General features: G+C 56.2%; 10 protein-coding genes. 4 read left to right on the top strand and 6 right to left on the bottom strand.

Annotation, left to right across the window (positions count from 1 at the left end; translation table 11 throughout):
* Positions 1-1,170: a capsular polysaccharide export protein, LipB/KpsS family gene (locus tag H8S59_RS13485; RefSeq protein WP_246475287.1), complete on the bottom strand. Its 1,170-nt coding sequence runs from the start codon at positions 1,168-1,170 to the stop codon at positions 1-3.
* 227 nt (positions 1,171-1,397) lie between these two features.
* Between H8S59_RS13485 and H8S59_RS13480 the strand changes: the two genes are divergently transcribed.
* Positions 1,398-2,027, top strand: coding sequence for a toluene tolerance protein (locus H8S59_RS13480; RefSeq protein WP_187521723.1), 630 nt, complete (start codon positions 1,398-1,400; stop codon positions 2,025-2,027).
* 34 nt (positions 2,028-2,061) lie between these two features.
* On the opposite strand, the gene H8S59_RS13475 is transcribed toward H8S59_RS13480, so the two are convergent.
* The 3 genes from H8S59_RS13475 to H8S59_RS13465 all read right to left on the bottom strand — a co-directional run bounded on the left by H8S59_RS13475 (position 2,062) and on the right by H8S59_RS13465 (position 6,012).
* The gene (locus H8S59_RS13475; RefSeq protein WP_246475285.1) at positions 2,062-3,255 is read right to left on the bottom strand and encodes a glycosyltransferase family protein; all 1,194 of its coding nucleotides are present in this window, start codon (positions 3,253-3,255) and stop codon (positions 2,062-2,064) included.
* Positions 3,256-3,359: 104 nt separating this feature from the next.
* On the bottom strand, positions 3,360-4,265 hold the full coding sequence (locus H8S59_RS13470; protein ID WP_187521721.1) for a glycosyltransferase family 2 protein: 906 nt from the start codon (positions 4,263-4,265) through the stop codon (positions 3,360-3,362).
* Entirely contained in the window at positions 4,258-6,012 is a 1,755-nt protein-coding gene (locus H8S59_RS13465) for a carbamoyltransferase C-terminal domain-containing protein (protein WP_187521720.1), read from the bottom strand. The genes H8S59_RS13470 and H8S59_RS13465 overlap by 8 nt, the downstream gene beginning before the upstream one ends.
* A 368-nt stretch (positions 6,013-6,380) precedes the next feature.
* On the opposite strand from H8S59_RS13465, the gene H8S59_RS13460 reads away from it, so the two are divergent.
* Both H8S59_RS13460 and H8S59_RS13455 read left to right on the top strand, forming a co-directional pair.
* On the top strand, positions 6,381-6,875 hold the full coding sequence (locus H8S59_RS13460) for a hypothetical protein (RefSeq protein WP_095092385.1): 495 nt from the start codon (positions 6,381-6,383) through the stop codon (positions 6,873-6,875).
* 58 nt (positions 6,876-6,933) lie between these two features.
* Positions 6,934-7,998: a hypothetical protein gene (locus H8S59_RS13455; protein WP_187521719.1), complete on the top strand. Its 1,065-nt coding sequence runs from the start codon at positions 6,934-6,936 to the stop codon at positions 7,996-7,998.
* A gap of 178 nt (positions 7,999-8,176) precedes the next feature.
* On the opposite strand, the gene H8S59_RS13450 is transcribed toward H8S59_RS13455, so the two are convergent.
* Positions 8,177-9,061 (bottom strand): DUF4123 domain-containing protein, encoded by an 885-nt coding sequence (locus H8S59_RS13450; protein ID WP_187521718.1) that lies wholly within the window; start codon positions 9,059-9,061, stop codon positions 8,177-8,179.
* On the bottom strand, positions 9,058-11,073 hold the full coding sequence (gene tssI, locus H8S59_RS13445) for a type VI secretion system tip protein TssI/VgrG (RefSeq protein ID WP_187521717.1): 2,016 nt from the start codon (positions 11,071-11,073) through the stop codon (positions 9,058-9,060). The genes H8S59_RS13450 and tssI overlap by 4 nt, the downstream gene beginning before the upstream one ends.
* A gap of 247 nt (positions 11,074-11,320) precedes the next feature.
* Here tssI and H8S59_RS13440 point away from each other — a divergent pair, with 247 nt between their 5' ends.
* The gene (locus tag H8S59_RS13440; protein WP_187521716.1) at positions 11,321-17,461 is read left to right on the top strand and encodes a membrane-targeted effector domain-containing toxin; all 6,141 of its coding nucleotides are present in this window, start codon (positions 11,321-11,323) and stop codon (positions 17,459-17,461) included.
* The last annotated feature ends 172 nt before the right edge of the window (positions 17,462-17,633 follow it).

Here is a 17,633-nt window from a genome sequence, read left to right as displayed (position 1 = left end):
CTAGCACCCAGCTTCACCTTTTATGCGACGGGCAACCTGCTGCAAGTGAGCTTTATCGGCGTTTTTCCAACTACCTTTGATGCAATAGTGCTCCGACAAATAGTGGAGAAAATTGCGCCGCAGACGCTCACTCAGTGGCCAGTCCGGGAATGCTCGAACCCACGCTACAGCTTGGCTGGCATTATCAGCGTGCACCACCAACCCTTCGATGTTGAAAAATGCCTGACCGAGCGTCATCACCGGCTTGCCCAGAAGCAAGCTTTCCAGGCCGACAGTCGAATTCACGGTTATCACAAATTGACTGGATTCAATTAACTGTTGTGTGGCATTTCCATTGGCAAACAAAAGGCGATCAGACGTTCGCTCATGCAACTGTGGGTAATTTTCGCGGCTGGACGGATGCTCTTTAAAAACCACCGTCATCCCGGTTTCTTCCGCAATATGCTCCCCCAGAGCGAACATCTCCGACATGTTGTTGATCCAGGGGGAAAACAATCGGACCTGAGAGTCTCGATCATCTTGAAAAGGAATAAATATAAATTGCTCCGGCAGCTCGACAGGGGGCAAGCCACCGATGCGCGGCTTTCGCGGAATCAATACAGAGGCAGGCTGAAAATCAGCCAAGGCATGGGGGTAGTTGAGATAAAAGTCGGCATTGCGGGGAACCGAATTAAGGTAGTTCACCCCTTTGGCATCTACCGTTGTTGTGTCGGGCAACAAACCATTTTCGACGAAGAACGTCTTGCATCCTGCAGGCACCAGCGCCATCAACAATTTGCAGTACCGATGAGAACCATTCCACACCACAAGCGCATCAGGGCTCTCTCGTTCAAGCAGCGCCTGGGCACGCAACGCCATCCAGCCCAGCTCCAGCCTCAATAGTAGACGGTATAAAGTGCCATCGCTCTTGTTCTTGATCCGCCGCTCCTCACACTTCTCCTCAATCAGGCCTCGCCAGTCAATTTGTGAAAACACTTGGGAGAGGCGTAAGGTGCGCGGCCAAGGCATTTGCTGCGCAGTAACAACTTTGCCTTGTAATTCTGTTTCATCAAGCAATCGTTTGAAGTAAAGGCCTTGATGTCTGGCCATAGAAATGAACAGGGTTTCCATCTGAAAAAGTCCGAAAAGAGGTGCCTGTCTGCCATCCCGCTTGCAGCCAACTGCGGTCATAGCGCCAGCCTTGCAGTTGAATCAAGCGTAAAGCAAAAAATTCATACGCATGAAATGGGGGCAAGATAAGTTGTATCTTTACGAATCGGGCGACAGGAGGAGCCCGTCGTAACACGACTAAATGCAACTGAAAATTAGCGCGATTGTAGCACAGCGATTTTTTGCCGCGGTCTCAGTACGGTAACATGCGCCACCGCACACCCCATCAGGCCAGCCATGGAGCCTTGATGCAAAACCTTGAGCACATCGTTTATATCAAAATGCGCGAAGGCGCCGCTGTTCTTGAAGCAGACCGTGAAGGTGACAAAGTCCTTCGCCTGGCGGATGGAACAATGCTGAAACTGTTCCGCCGGAAACGCCTGCTGACCTCCGCATTGTGGTTTCCCTACGCCCAACGTTTTGCGGACAATTGCGAAGCACTGCGAGCCAGGAAAATCCAGTGCCCGACTGTCCGCAAAGTTTATCGCATCCCTAGCATCAAGCGTGATGCAGTGCATTACGACCCTTTACCAGGCAATACATTACGCCAACTGATCATTGAGAATCCCGACGGGCTCCGTGCAAAGCTGGGCGAATTCGTCGCAAACCTGCACAACCAGGGTATCTATTTCCGTTCAGCCCACATGGGCAACATCGTACTGACGCCGGATAACACGCTGGGGCTCATTGATATCGCCGATTTGCGCGCCCAGCGCAAGCCATTAAGCAAAGGCCTGCGCCTGCGAAACTTCAAGCATATGCTGCGTTATGAGGGTGACCGCGAGTGGCTACTCAAGGATCAAGAGTTTCCTCACCATTATTTTCGCAGCCAGCAAGTGTGCACCGAAGAAGACTTGGCCCTGATACTTCAACGCTGATATTCACGTCATCGCAGGCAAGCAAGGTCCGCTCTCACCCAATAGCGGGGAGTGAAACCGTTGCAAAACCGAGCGCTGGATCCCTGCCGTTTATTAGGTCATCAATCAGCTGAACGGTCTTTGTCAAACCCTGAGAACCGTACACCAAGTGGTAATCAGCAAATTTCCGGGCTTGAACCACATGCACCTGATAGTCATCTTCGACAGCCCGCAACTGACGTGAAAACGTGTCAATGTCTCGGACTTGCGCACCGAAGAACAACGAGTGGGAAAAGATATCCGCATCCTTCCCGGCATTGACATGGATCACGGGGCGCCCTGCTAGACCGGCCTCTATACCGGCATTAGACATGATATTGACAACTACGCTAGCGGACGCCAGCGCATCTGCCAGTGAGCACTGCGAGTCAAGCAATTCAACGTTGAACTGACGCGCAGCAGCATCGCTCCAAAATTGCGCGCGGCTTCGCGGATGGCGCTTGAACAACAGGCGGTACTCCGGATGGAGCTCAGCCCACTCGCGAAGCAGTTCGTAAGTACGCACATAGCCAGCTTCTTTCTCCCGATCCGGACCAACCCCCAAGACCAGCAGGGTTTTGACAGCCGGGTCCGCCTCCGGCAAATCATAAGTCTGGTCGGCCAGGTAGGAGCCAAGCAGCACCACGGTTGAGTCACCGAATCGCAAACCACGCTGCTGTAACGCGACCAGTGAACTATTACCAAAAACGCCGTAATAATCGTAGTCATTCATCCCCAGCCGACGTGAGGACTCAAGCGTCGCAGCATGAGCCAAATGCAACAGGCGAGCCCCGCGTGCTGCTAGCGCGAGGCGCAGGAAAGGTGCATGAAAGCTTCCGTTTCTTTCGTTAATCAGCAATTGCGGCGTGTATTTCGCAACCAGCCATTGGGCGTGAGCCGCATAAGCCAGATAGCGTAGCGGAACAGGCTGGGGCGGACGTAGCAACTGCCGTCGCGCGCAGGCCTCAGGAGGAGATAGCAAGGCGGCTTCATTCAAATTGAGACCCCTCGCCCGCACAGCGCCAATCAGAATATTCTTTCGCTGCAATGCCATCGACTTCGGTGCGGAATGCAGCAGTAGCACTTCGCACGGCTCGGCATCCACCGAGGCCCTCAGACATGCGCTGGCACGGATTCCCTGTAACACGTCCACGAGCACATCACGGGCTATACGCAAAAAGCTTCCGAAACGCCCATGGCGCTCGCGCATCAATTTCCAGCGATACCGATCGAGCTCCCGGGCTCTCAGTGCCCAACTGCCCTCTGCCTGGACCACGTCCATGGCAGAGGGCGATGGAGTAAACGGCCCCCCGCTCACTTGAGCAACAATCGAATGGCTTTGCGGGTATAGGACCAACGTGTCAGCGAACGCCAGTCAGCACGTATGGCTTTGGCATAGAAAACCTTGGCGTTTGCGTAGTCTCCTGCGCTGTAGCAATCACGAAAAAGTGACAAGCAACGCTGCGCAAGAAAAGCCTGGCGCAAGCTCTGCAACGGCGCAGGCATGCGCTGCGGAGAAAATGCCTCGTCGACTACTTTCAAGCCCGAGGCAAGGCTTTGCTTCAGATCATGCCGCATGCTGTCGGCATGCTTGTGAATGATCGCCAAGGGCTTATCTATGACGCTGCAAGTAAACCGTGCGAGCACCTGAGCGAACACCGGTATGTCTTCGGCATTGCGCAGGTTCTCAGGGTACAGTCCAGGCTCAAACACATCACGATGCATCACACAGGCACCGTTGGAGAGCGATATCGTCTTGTCCAGCAAATAACCGCGCACGCGCTGCTCAGCAGGAGCGGGCAGCGGCTTGGGGACATGCACCGAACGACGACCATCATCGAACGCCGACCAGTGGCCACCAATAATCAAACGGCTTTCAGGATGCTCTGCGATGTGCTCAAGCACTGTATTCAGGGCATCTGGAGCCATCTCATCATCGGCATCAAGGAAGATTAGGTATTGACCCCGCGCCTCCTCAATGCCTCGATTGCGAACGGACGACAACCCGCCGTTGGGCTTGCGCAACATCCTGAAGCGCCCGGGGTTTTCGGCGAGTAACTGCTCAAGCACCTGAGGCGTGGTATCGGTCGAACCATCGTCAATCACCAACAACTCGGCGGTATTTTCATCGAGCTGAGCCAGCACTGAATTGACTGCACGCGGCAGCGTCTTGGCGTAGTTATAGGCCGGGATAACGACGCTGACCAACGGCTCAGGCATTTTCGTATGTCTCCACGCCCTCTTTGACCACCAGAATGTCTTCCATGATCAGGTATTCAAGATCCGAGCCGAAGAACATGTTCAAGGCATCGGTAGGCGAGCAGATCATCGGTTCGCCGCGACGGTTCAGCGAGGTGTTCAGCGACACGCCGTTACCGGTGAGGTTTTCCAGCGCCTTCATCATGTCGTAGTAACGCGGGTTGTATTCGCGCTTCAGGACCTGGGCACGTGAAGTACCGTCTTCGTGGACAACTTCCGGCACGCGGGTCTTCCACTCTTCAGCCACTTCAAAAGTGAAGGTCATGAACGGCGCAGGGTGATCAATCTTGATCATCTGCGGCGCAACGGTGTCGAGCATCGACGGGCAGAAAGGCCTCCAGCGCTCGCGGAACTTGATCTGATGGTTGATGCGATCAGCCACACCGGCCACGCTCGGACAGCCGATGATCGAACGTCCACCCAATGCGCGCGGACCAAACTCCATACGCCCCTGGAACCAGGCCACAGGGTTGCCTGCGACCATGATTTGCGCGATGCGCTCCGGGGTGTTTTCAATCTGACGCCAGACCGGCTTGCTCGGATGGCGAGCGCAGGCAGCAATCACATCTTCGTTGCTGTAAGACGGGCCGAGGTAAACGTGCTCCATCTTCTCGACCGGCACACCGCGGGCGTGGGATACATAAGCCGCCGCACCCACAGCAGTACCCGCGTCACCCGAAGCCGGCTGCACGAACAGCTCTTTGACTTCCGGGCGGGCGATGATCTTCTGGTTCAGTTTCACGTTCAGCGCACAGCCGCCCGCGAACGCAATCTTGCCGGTTTCCTTGAGGATGTCACCCAGATAGTGATCCATCATCTGCAACGCCAGCTTCTCGAACAGCGCTTGCATGCTCGCCGCATAGTGGATGTAAGGCTCGTCGGCGATGTCGCCTTCGCGCTTGGGACCCAACCACTCGATCAGCTTCGGTGAGAAGTAGAAACCTTTGCCCTTCTCTTTATAACGACGCAGGCCGATAACGTTGGCCAGTTCGGTGTTGATCACCAGTTCGCCATTTTCGAAGGTCGCCAGACGCGAGAAATCATATTTGCTGGCATCGCCATACGGCGCCATGCCCATCACCTTGAATTCGCCGTCGAGCATCTCGAAACCGAGGAATTCGGTGATTGCGCCATACAGGCCGCCCAGGGAGTCCGGGTCGAAGAACTCTTTGATCTTGTGAATCTTGCCGTTCTCGCCATAGCCGAAGAACGTTGTGGCGTACTCACCCTTGCCATCGATACCAAGGATCGCGGTCTTCTCTTTGAAACCGGAGCAATGGTAGGCGCTGGAGGCGTGAGCCAAGTGGTGCTCAACCGGCTCGATCTTGATCTTCTTCGGATCGAAGCCCAGTTGTTCAAGACACCAGACGATCTTGTTGCGATAACGCTTGTAGCGACGGTTACCCATCAGCAGTGCGTCAAGGGCACGGTCCGGGGCATACCAGTAGCGTTTGGCATAGTGCCAGCGAGCTTTACCGAACAAGCTGATCGGCGCGAACGGAATCGCTACCACATCGACATCCGATGGCTTGATGCCTGCCTGCTCAAGGCAGAACTTCGCCGACTCGTAGGGCATGCGGTTCTTTGCATGTTTATCGCGAACGAAGCGCTCTTCTTCAGCCGCTGCCACCAGCTTGCCGTCGATGTACAGCGCCGCGGAAGGATCATGGCTAAGGGCGCCGGACAGGCCAAGAATCGTCAATGCCACTGGGGTCTAGCCTCTTTAGTCTGCATGCAGGCGGCACGCGCCTGAGAAAAATATGTGCCCTCGCAGCGGGGCGAGGAACAGCTAAAGGGCGGGATTATAGCGTAATGACAAGGGGATTTGCTTGCCCCGAATAAAACCGGGGCAAGCCACGGCCTGGTTAGCGTAAGTACGAATCTACGACACTTTACGTAGGGCCTTTCCCAAAGTGCATTCCGTGCATTGAGCGCCCGCCGCTCATCGGCCACTCTCCCGCCCTCGCTCAGGGTCGGGCGCTCAGTACACCCTGGAGCCAGGATGCTGAAAGACGTCGCTCACTTCCTCTAGGCGAGTACCTAAAAGAACTTCATGGCCATATTCAGGCCCCGCGCATGCAGATTGTTCCGTCGAATGATGATCCTAGCAACCCTAACCCCAGGCTCTTCCTGCTGCACTTTCCAAAGCTGTCTGCCGATGATCTAGCGCTACCTATCGGCAGTCTCGCCAGCGGAGCATTGCTCAAAATTGGCGGCTATCAGATTGTTCGGGCCCAACACGGACGCGACTACAGCCCCGAACGATGGACACCTTTAAAGGAGAGACTGCAAGAAAGCTTTCAGGTTTATCAAGAAACACCGTTGATTCTGCGGCTGACAGATATTAGTGGACTGCTCACCTCACCCACTCCAGGACGCTGCGACTTCATGCTGTCAATACTACTGGGCTATCGGACACAGGAAGGCCTGTACGAAGGCCATCCGTATGACGTGCGCTTTCAACTTACCGGTGAGAACGGCGACTTTCCCTCTGTCGACATTGAGCATCAGGGAGATCAGTGCCCTCACTTCGGTATCTACCCCGCGACCCTACCGTCGGGGAAGAACTGAGATGGGAGAAGTAGCCCCTGAAATACCGCCGCCGATCCATCATGCGCCTCACGCAGGTATGCGAGAAACCTTCCCCACAGGCCAGATCGTGTACCTCGCGCCATTGCCGTTGCCCACAGACCTGCCCGCTCAAGATTACGGACACGCGGTCGGTGAAATGAACGATATGTATCTGGACTTCGGTGTTGGACTACCTGCAGTGTTCGCTTGGCAGATGGGTTTAGGAGCACCCTTTTGGGCTATTTGGTGTTTCGGTCTAGTTGTACCAGCGCTAACATGGCTGATAATTGTTATGGACGGCGAAGGCGTGGAACTCGCAACAGAGTTCGCAATGCAGTTGATGCCTTATGGCTTGAAAGTCGGGAGCTGGGCCGCTGCTGGCGCCCTTACCCTCTACCTCTTCATCACCTTCAACCACCTCAACAAATACCACGAAGTCGTCCCCACCCGCTTCAATCGCCAACGCCGCGAAGTCTGTTTCGTCCCCAGAGGCCAAACAGAGCCCATCTTCGTCCCGTGGGAATCGCTATCAGCATGGGTCGTTCAAGCGCAGTCGGTCACGCAATACGGCATGGATATCCGCTACGCCATGGGCGTCGGGTTTTATCATCCGCCTCACGATGAGCATTACAGCCTGGAGTTTTTCTGCGCCGGGTTTGATCTGGCGGTATGCAACTGGGAGGCGATCCGCGCGTACATGGAATACGAGGTTCACACCCTGAAGGAAATCCAGGACCCGCTGGAACTGCAAAACCCCGGCGATCCGCCTCACGAAGGTCTGCATACTTTTTACAACGCAAGAGCGCGCATGCAGCGTCGGCGCAAGAATCGCGAGGTGGGGTTCTTCTATCCATTCTGGTGGTACACCTACCACGTGCTGACCCTGTGGACGCTGCCCAACTACCTCACCGAATGGGAAATCCGCCACATCAAAAGTATCGGGCGCGCCGCCATACCTGAAGCGATGCAAAGCTGGTCACAACCGTTACCCGCCGAACAATGGGCCAAGCCCAGTGAAACGTTAAAACGCATGACCCAGGCGGTCAAAACCCTGCAAGGGCAAAAGCCCAATCAAAATATTGCAGCACGGTTTACCGAGGTACGGCAGGCAAGCACTTTGTAGCAGCGCGAAGTAGCGATGGCGATGCATCTGACAGATCGCCATCGCGACCGTCGTAAACTCCGATGGCTCCAGATTTGCTATCAGCCTCACACTTTAGGCGTTGTCGGAGGTAACGACGGCGCCGATTGCAGTTAATCTGACACACCGCCATCGCAGACCTCGTAACCTCGATGAGCGCCTACAGGTTTCCGGCTCCGGCGATATCTGCCGCCAGCGCCGCAGCACGGTCAACACGTTCCAGGGTGCTCAGCTCCGAACGAACTGTCAGCAACTCAGCAATGTCCGGGTACTGTTCCAGTACGTTATCCCCCAGAAAACCAAAAACGTTGGCGTATAACCAGATTTCCTGCTTGGTCTCGAAGCCCTTTTCGATAGCGGAGCGGGCGAGTTGGTGGATACGCTCCAGACGCTGCTCAGATGTCAGCTCTGCTCGATAGCCGGGGAAAAAGCGCTGCATATGCTGGTAAAGCGCGCCCATGGACTTGTCAAAAGCCACGCCTTTCAGAGCCATCCATTGCGCGTCACTTGCCACGAAAGTTTTGTCGTATTGCGGGATGTACTTTTCGCCGGGGCGCTTGAGTTGCGCCCATCCATCACGGGGGGCGTTGCTGACGACAATCTGCTGGCAGGGGCCAAAAAGGTCCAGCCCCGGAGCACGCTCTGCTGCAAACAGCGCGAGCGCCACTGCGGGGTCAGAGATGCGCAAGTACATGTCCTCCCCCTGAGGCGGGTGAAAACAGGTCAGCCAGCGAATATGAGCCACTAGCTCATCCCACGAACCATCGCTGACCAGCAGATACCCCCATAACTCCTGAGTGTGGGCCAGAAACTGCAAAAGCACTGGATCATCAGGATCATGCAAGCGCACCAGACACGGCGAAAGCCGACTGATTTCAGCCCACCGGGTCCCGTGGTAGAGCACACTTACCCTGGGTGCCGGATTCCATTGGTAAATACGCTGGAGCAGGTTTTTGACCTGAATGGCATCGAGCAGAAGTCCGACCGTCTGACCCCATGGTAAATCGTCAGGCAATGAACATTGCACAGAGCACTCGCTGCTCATGACAACTCCTTCATGGCGTCAGCACAGGCTTGGCAAAACGGGGCACCGCGTTCGATAGCCATGAGTTGTACGTCCGGGATCAACGACGGATTCGCGGGCAACGCCACCTGGGGTATCAACGCTGCTGGCAAGCCAGGAACTGCCGGCATCCCCACCACCGGCGCGCCACCCAGCAATATCGGCACACTGCTGAAAATCCCCGCCGGGCTGATACTTATCCAGTGACCACCCGCTTTGATCGTTGCGCTGAGCCCCGCATTGATAACTACGTCTACGTTTGAATGCAGATGCACTTGTGTGGCTGCGCTGACCAGATGATTGGCCGCGCTGATGTGCTGGTTGCCGACCACCGTCAACGAGTCATCGGCCAGCACCTGGGTTTTGCGTGCCCCATGCGTGAGATGGTGTTCTTCGCCGTGCAACTCATGGCTGGACAGCCCGGTGACATTGACCTTGCGCTGGTTATCCACCTGGATCGACTGATCATTAAGTACGTGCTCAGACCAGTCGCGTTGTGCCCGAATGGAAATGGACTCGGCACCTTTGCGGTCTTCGATGCGCAGTTCGTTGAAGCCCAAACCACCCGGACTGCTCTGGGTCTTGAGCACGGTCTGGGTATTTTGAGCGGGCAGGTTCAGTGGCGCTCGCGTACCAGCATTGGGCAGGCAAGCCTGCACGTAGGGCTGATCCGGATCGGCCTCGAAGTAACCCACGATCACTTCCATACCGACTCGCGGAATCATCGCCGTGCCGTATTGCTCGTGAGCCCAGCCGGTGGCGACCCGCAGCCAGCAGCTGGAATGCTCGTTGCGACTACCTTCGCGGTCCCAGAAGAACTTGACCTTGACCCGGCCATATTCGTCGCAGTAAATCTCTTCGCCGGGCGGGCCGGTGACCACTGCGTGCTGGCTGCCGAGAATGCGCGGTTTACGGTGCCTGAGCGGTGGACGAAACTGCACCTTGCCGGGGATGGCTTCAAAACGGTTGCGATAGCCTTGGGTAAACGTCCCCGACGTCCGGGGCATCGACTCTTCCAGCACCTGCGGCTGTTTACCCTCATGAAATACCGAAGTCAGCAGCCATTGTTGACTCCACTGCGGATTGGAATGCGTCAGCTCAAACAAATGGCCACTGACCAGCGCGCTCTGATCGCTGTTGCCACTGGCCAGTTGAGCGTCGCTGCGGTTTCGTTCCAGTGCCTTTCGCGCCAGACGCGTGCCGACGCTGAGGTCGGTGAACGGCGCTGGATATTGGTAATCCTCCAACTCACTGCGACCATCGCCGTCCGCACTGCCGAGCAGGTCAACCTGAGGCAACTGAAAGTCATAGGTCTGGTGGCTGGCCTTGCCCGAGCGTGTGGCGAGTCGCACGTTGAATCTGTTGATGACCGAAGCTTCTGCGACCAGACCGCTGCTCTGCACATACGTGATCCCAGGCTTGAGCACTGGCAATTGAATGGGATCGTCGGCAAACACCAGCAGATGCTCGTCAGGACTGTGCTGGAAGTGAAAATGGATACCCTCTTCTTCGCACAGTCTGCGTACGAAATGCAGATCGGTTTCCTGATACTGGGTGCAGTAATCGCGAGGTTTGCAGGGCTCGCGCAGCCTGAACGCAAACCCGTTGCTGAAGATGGCGTGATCCTTGAGCACCAGCGCGATGATGTCCGGGACAGTCTTGCCTTGAAAGATCCGATGATTGCGGCGGTATTCCAGACGCTTGAGGCTGGGCACCAGCTGGATGAAGTAGTGGGTAAAGCGCTTGCCGGAATCACCCTGCGCGACTTCGTCAATCTGCCCGTGAAAACCATGACCGTCAGCGTCAATTTTCAGGAAGGCCAGACGGTGCAGCAGATCATCCAGTTCGAGATTGGCCCGCTCGCTGACCAACTCGATGCGTACGCTGAACGGACGGCTGATGGATTCTTTGGCGGTAAAAGCCAGCACTCGAAAGTCATGCTCAAGCCCGGCAATTTCCAGCGTGAACGAGGCGCGATTGGCGGGGTTGAACATGGACGAGTCCTTGGCCTGAATAAAAGGCGGGACTTTGCTCCTCAGGGATAGAAGTGTCAGTCAGGCTTGCGTCGTTTGATCTGTAAGACGTTTCTGCAAATGCAATCCTAACGTACTGAACCTCGAAGACCGGACCTGTCACTAACTATTTAACACCCCCAATCTACCCACTCCTGATTGATTGAACTCAAAGCGGTCCGACTTCTGGACCGACCTTTACACCATTCAGTCAGGATTCTTGAACACGATGCAACTACTCACTCCGCTCCCCCCTACTCCAGCAGAGAGCCTGCCATTGGCGGCCGCCGCTTTGCAGCAACTCAGCACTTTGGATGTACTGTTCACCGACGAGCTCAAGTCCTTGCCCAAGGCCAGCGCAGCGACCATTGAAACGCTTGGCGGGCAGGACGACACCGCTAAAGAAGCCGAGGTGGCTGCGTTGCTCAAACAGCTCAACGACTTCTGGCAAGCACCCAGTGCCAAGGGTCAAAGCCGCGCGGTCCTGTTCGCAAAAAGCATGGAACAGGCACTGCGTAACGAGGTGATCGTCAAAAACCACGAGCGCAATCTGGGCAAGGAATACACAGCTTGCTTACCCCTGCCAATGGTCGGCAAACAGATTGGCCGCGATCTGGAAATGTTCGCCCTGCATGTGCAACTCAATGACAAGACCACCATTGAGATCGCCGGCGCACTGGTGTTCATTTCAACGACAGGCCTGACCTTGCTGGTATTACCCGGCATCGGTACGGAGGGTTTCAAGAGCCGCACCGCCTTCAGCGGAACGCTTGTTCAGTGGCTCAACAGTGACGTGTTACGTCATGCGCTGTTCAACAATACCCAGCAGCGCGACCAGCAACTATTGGAGACCATTGCGCGAGATCCAGATCTCGACCTGGAGCCCTTCACCGCCGCAGACCTGCAACTGCACCCCATTACCGGCAACCCCTTCGCCTATGCACTCGAGCGCCAACTCGACAAACAACGCAAGGACGTGCGTCACGCCTGTCTCGATGCGCAGACACCCGGTAGCAAAAAGTCGCGGATTGATGCGGCCGTGGGCATGCCGGGTCTGTTTGGCCCCGGCGCCATGCTTGCACTGCGCGAAATGGCCTATTGGGAGCGCCAGCAGCGCAGGAATCAGCCCCACTGGCTCAAGATCGCCAGCGACAATGACCTCAAGCAATATCAGCAGCGCCTGACCCATTACGAACAGAGCCGCACGGCATTGCTCAGCGCCTTGGGTGGCGCGGCGTCTCATGAACAATGTGCGCGGATGCAACTGCGCGCTCGCATTGCGTCCGACCTTGGCTACGACCTGGAACCCGAGCAGGTCATGATCACCATGCAGCGCCGTCTGGCAATCACCGGCAAACTCTATACAACCCGGCGCTCGCTGCTGCACTTGGCGCTATATGGGCTGCACCCCGGAGATCGCGACGCCAATTCGGCATTCCAGACCCTGAGCACAATCCGTCTGGGCGACTCGCTCATGGAGACGAGCCACCCGCTGCTGACCCTCGCTTACGTGGCGGAACTGGTCGACGAGTTGAGTTTGGGTACCGCATTTCGCGAATATCAACGTACCGCCTACGCCGCAGAGCACAATCAGCAACTGATGCGCGACCTGACGCGCAAACAGGTTTCAGCTCTGGCTTACGCGGCAAAGATGCAGGCGCATATCACTGCGGAAGATTTCGCAATCATCGAACAGATCGAGGCAGATACAACAGGCCAATCCACGCCAAACCTGCACGTTCAACAGATCAGGCTCGATGACGGGGAGATTTTGGGCAGCATGCTCGTTTTTCGTAAAAACGACAGCCAGGGGCGGCTTGAGCGTCTGATTATGTTCGCTGCGGACGCGCCGAGAACCCAACATTTCCAGGCCTTCGATAATCAGACTCAACTGACCCACGAATTGGTCAGTTGGACCACATCGCCTGAAATGAGCGGTTATTTGCTCAAACAGGTGCCGACGTCCAGCCGAGAAAACCTTGAGACGCGCTTCGCCGCTCTGCGCCTCAAGCCTCATCCTCCCGCCAATTACGTGCAGTTCATCACGCGCAGTCACTACAACCAGGCCCTCGGGCAGTTCGTGCGTCAGCATGTACGAGTGGCTGCTGCCGATCAGGCACAACGCGTCCCGGACTGGTACATGCGCGCCAGCCCTGCAGAGCAACAGGAGTTGCTGGCTCTGGAAGACGCGCTAGCCGGTGCTACAGAAAACTTCCACGCAGAACCGCCCACCCAGGCACAGGACTTCGAGGAATACGTTCATCAGCGCGCCAGCAAAAAAATCAGTGAATTACTCGGAGTGGCTGAAGGCAGCGTCGATCCGGACCAGATCATCATCACCTCTCAGCGCGAAGTACTCAGCTACACGCAGATGCTACGCAACGGTCATGACGACACTCTGGGTTTCCTCAGCAGTAGCGCCGATACAGAGGCCACATTCAGCGGCCCGCCGCATGTCGACCTCAAGCCACTGAACGCACAAAAAGTCGGACGCTCGGTTCATGGCAAATGGCTCAGTGATGACTACATCAAACTGGTCAGAGATACCCTGCTCGACCCGGACTCTCCCGGCTACGACCATCGTCGACGCAGCAGCCTGCAGATCACCGTACTGCAAATGAAAGCGGCCGCATTGCGCAGCTACCTCAAAGGCCAACTCGACACCCGGCAGTATCAGTGGCTCAGGCTATACATGGATCATCTCCACCAGACCGACAGCCAGGCGCGACGCCGATACCCGCTGCACACCTTGCAACTGCGCATGGAAAACCCGCTGATAGGCACCGATATCGCCAAAGCAGGCGAAGTAGCGAGGGATCTCTATAACGCTATTTCACCCGACAGGGTCGCGCTGACTCAGGTTGAAACCGTACAGGGCTGTTATCTGTTGTCCGCCGCCGATGCCAGTCAACCGGCGATGCTCTACACCCCCCAGGCACCGGACGGCCTGGAGTTCCGCCTGTTGAGTGCCTTCAAAAACTCCCTCTCCAGCGCAGGCATGATCGATTACTACAAGGATCGCTGCCGGATTGATGCGCGCCGCAAACTGGCATTTTTTCTCCGCGACATGGAGCAAGGTGGAGCGAGCAAACCGCCGGTCATCCCCCGTGATGCAGTGAACGACTTTCAGGACATCTGCTTCAATCGCCCCCTTGAACGACAACTACGCGATGTCGAAGACAGCACCACTGGCCGCAGTGACATGCTGGCCAGACTGGCCTGGATCACCTTTGAGATGGTCGCCACTGTGGTGACGTTACCGTTCCCACCCGCGAGCTTTGCGGTCGGCGCGCTGCTTTCCTTGCACGACAGCATGAAGGCCCTGCAAGCCTTCGCCGATGGCGACCGGGAAACCGCCAGCGCCTACATTCTCAGCTCACTGTTCAACAGCCTGGGCGCTGCCGGGGATTTGTCAGCCGGCATGAAAGGCTTCGGTGCGCTGCGCCAACTTGATAACAGCGCCAAACACGCGTCTGCATTTCCGGCGGCGAAAAACATCACGCGCGCCCCAAGCCAGGCTGATCTGCACCCCGTCAACCTTGAAGGGGAAACCTTCTGGCGCAGCAAGCCGAACGCGAATGGCCATGCGTCGGTGTATCGCCTGGACGTGGACCCATCCAAGGCGCCACAACCAACCGGACAGTTCGCCCGGCAAGACCTCGACGGGAAATGGCGCCCCTTGAGCGAGCCCGCCGGTCAGCCAACGGTGCTGAACGGAAGCGCTATAAAACCGGACTTTTCCGTAAATATCTCACTGGAAAATACGCCTCCACTGCCCTCCGGGCACGCTAAAGGCGTGAGCGTGGTGAACGGTAAATATTACATAGAACTCGGAACCCGGATCTTCGAAGTACAGTTCGATGCGAGCGCTCGTTACTGGAACATCATCGATCCGCAGAACCCGTTTGCCTTTTTTGGCAAGCGTCCGGTACGCCTGGACGCTCAAGGCAAATGGCACCTGCTGGAACGGCCAAATCTACGTGGCGGCATGGACGATTCATTCAAGCCACTGGCGACGGAATCCGTGACCACCAGGGAGATTACCGCCGCTGTCGTCCCTTATGAGTTACCGCTGCGATTACGCGCCCACTTCGACGTCCTTGCACACCCGGGCAGATCGATAGACGACCTGGGCTTGGGCCTTGATGACTATTTCGAGGCGGTATTCCGGGATGTCCGCGCAGACTTTGCCAGGTTACGAGAGAAGCTCTACGTAAATGCCAATGCGGCACTGGTTTCGACGATACCTCTGCCTCGCCCTGTATTGCCGCTGCTTGAGGTGAATGCTGATGCCGGCAGCCTGATCAAAAAAGTTTTCCAGAACAGTAATGCCATGGTCATTGGCGAAGCCCCGAGGTCCATTGCCAGCAAGCGCCTGTTGATCGAAAACATGGCTGCACTGGCCAAGCAGGACGTTAAGGTGCTGTACATCCAGCATCTGTTCACCGACCTGCATATGTACAAACTGGACAAGTACCGCAAGCTGGGAGCCAGAAGCAAAACCGGCTCCAGCGAGCTGAGGCTCTGGTTCGAAACCCTCAACGACGGCGCATTGAAAAACCGCAGCAGGGATTTCGACTATTACCACGTCGTTAAAATCGCACATCGTCACGGCATAGAAGTACGACCGCTCAGCTCATCCGTCAGCTACCCGCTGATTCACAACCCCGTCACCTCGGCTGCGGGAGATATCGCTGCCGATCAAAAAATGAGCAACTTTTTCAGCAACCTTCTGATAGGTGCCGACGCTGCCGCTACCCCTCAAAAGCGATGGGTGGCGTTAGTCGATCAAAGACTGGCCAGTACTCATCAACAAGTTCCTGGCATTGCCGAACTGCAAGGTGCAATCAGCGTGCGCGTGCATGATGTGCCCGATGGCAGACCAACGCTCATCAGCCGTGATCTTGAAAATACCAGCAGTGCATTCGGCAAGGCTGATTTCAAAATCGAAGTCGCTAATCCGTTGATCAGGGACCAGGGTAACGCTGAAGTCGCGTCTGCGATCTCACCGCCCAGCCTCCTGGATGAAGCGTTACATCGACAAATCCACGGAATCACAGACGATAAAATCGACAATATATTTGTCGGCAAAGCGGGTTTCGAATGGAAGGAAACCGGTGGATGGCAGCCAATCGACGCGGAAAACTGGCCCGCCGAAGTTTCACCTACAGCCATACAATTCTCGTTGCAGGACACCGTTTACGGTATGCCAGCCGAGACCCGAGCCAGCCTGCATGACTTGATCAACTTCAAACACAAGGGACTGGACTCGCGGTTTTTCCTCACGAACGACGAGCATTCGCTGATACGGGACAGCTTTTTCAATCTGCGCCGCAAGCTTCAGAAAGACGCGCGAAAAGTCATTGCGCACGAGCTGCCAGAGCGCCCGACAGTCCCCTCCGTGTCACCCGGAATCAGTCATGGGGATTTGCTTGAAGACCTTTATCAACATACCGAGGGGGTGGTCATTGGCGAATCCCACTCATCCATTGCCAGCAAGAAACTGATCATCGATAACCTGCCGCTTCTGGCTCGACAGGATGTGAAGACGCTGTACATGGAGCACCTGCTCAGCGACCTGCATCAGGCTGATCTGGATCGTTATTTCGAAACAGGCTACATGAGCAAATCCCTGCTTCATGACCTGAGAAAACTCGACCTCGGTCACCAAACCGATCCCGACACGGTCTACACCTTTGAGCAACTGGTCATCAAAGCGCGCGCCAATGGCCTGGAGATCAGGGCTATCGACTGCGCAGCCAGCTACCACATCAAAGAAATTGACCATCCCTCGCTCACCACACGTCAGCAGATGTTCAGCTACTTCGCGTCGCGTACGCTGCGCAAACATCAAGAGGTCATGGGCGCGCACAAGTGGATAGCGCTGGTCGGTAATAGCCATGCCAATACTTACGAGAAAATCATTCCCGGCCTCGCCGAGCTGGAAGGAGGCATTGGCATCCGGGTGGTCGACGTGAGACCTGGCCAGGGACGGGGTGTTTCGACTGCTCCCGGTGACAGCATCCCTATCGGGCTGACTGGCCGAAAAAGTGTCATCAAGAGCGATTTGCGGTTGGAGATGGAAACCCTCAAACCAGCCGTCTCGGTCAGGCCCCCACAATCCTTGCCCGTCGGAGAAAGGCTCACGAGGCCAGGCATGTTCCTGATCGAGGAAAGCAGAGACGGCTTACCGGTGATTGTCCATCGTTCACGAGACAATGCGATTCATCGCACGCCTGTGAAGGTCAACGCCCAAGGCCAGGTTTATGTGGAGCGAGCCACCTGGGCTACGGTCAACCTGAAACCTTTTGCTGACATGGATGCGCTGATTGTCGGGCTGGAGGAAATCAACCTGACGCGGGTGGCGTAACCAAAACGGCAAGCCCAGCTCCCACGTCACATTAGCTCGCGGGCAAACATAGATCTCCCACAGCAATCACCGATGACGTGGGACCGGCTTCAGCTGGGAAGAGGCCGGAACGGACGTTGATTTTTTATCTGCAGAAACACCGCCTTCCCGGCTAAAGCCGGTCCCACGTCGT

This window comes from Pseudomonas folii (assembly GCF_014357575.1).
Classification (GTDB): domain Bacteria; phylum Pseudomonadota; class Gammaproteobacteria; order Pseudomonadales; family Pseudomonadaceae; genus Aquipseudomonas; species Aquipseudomonas folii.
Note: the sequence above shows the minus strand (reverse complement) of the source record. Positions and strands in the feature narration are given on the sequence as shown.

Excerpts from the sequence above, each read along its gene's own strand:
- H8S59_RS13475 (WP_246475285.1), bottom strand. The coding sequence starts at position 3,255 with ATGCGCGAGCGCCATGGGCGTTTCGGAAGCTTTTTGCGTATAGCCCGT.
- H8S59_RS13470 (WP_187521721.1), bottom strand. The coding sequence starts at position 4,265 with ATGCCTGAGCCGTTGGTCAGCGTCGTTATCCCGGCCTATAACTACGCC.
- H8S59_RS13450 (WP_187521718.1), bottom strand. The coding sequence starts at position 9,061 with ATGAGCAGCGAGTGCTCTGTGCAATGTTCATTGCCTGACGATTTACCA.
- H8S59_RS13460 (WP_095092385.1), top strand. The coding sequence starts at position 6,381 with ATGCAGATTGTTCCGTCGAATGATGATCCTAGCAACCCTAACCCCAGG.
- H8S59_RS13485 (WP_246475287.1), bottom strand. The coding sequence starts at position 1,170 with ATGACCGCAGTTGGCTGCAAGCGGGATGGCAGACAGGCACCTCTTTTC.
- H8S59_RS13455 (WP_187521719.1), top strand. The coding sequence starts at position 6,934 with ATGCGAGAAACCTTCCCCACAGGCCAGATCGTGTACCTCGCGCCATTG.
- tssI (WP_187521717.1), bottom strand. The coding sequence starts at position 11,073 with ATGTTCAACCCCGCCAATCGCGCCTCGTTCACGCTGGAAATTGCCGGG.
- H8S59_RS13480 (WP_187521723.1), top strand. The coding sequence starts at position 1,398 with ATGCAAAACCTTGAGCACATCGTTTATATCAAAATGCGCGAAGGCGCC.
- H8S59_RS13440 (WP_187521716.1), top strand. The coding sequence starts at position 11,321 with ATGCAACTACTCACTCCGCTCCCCCCTACTCCAGCAGAGAGCCTGCCA.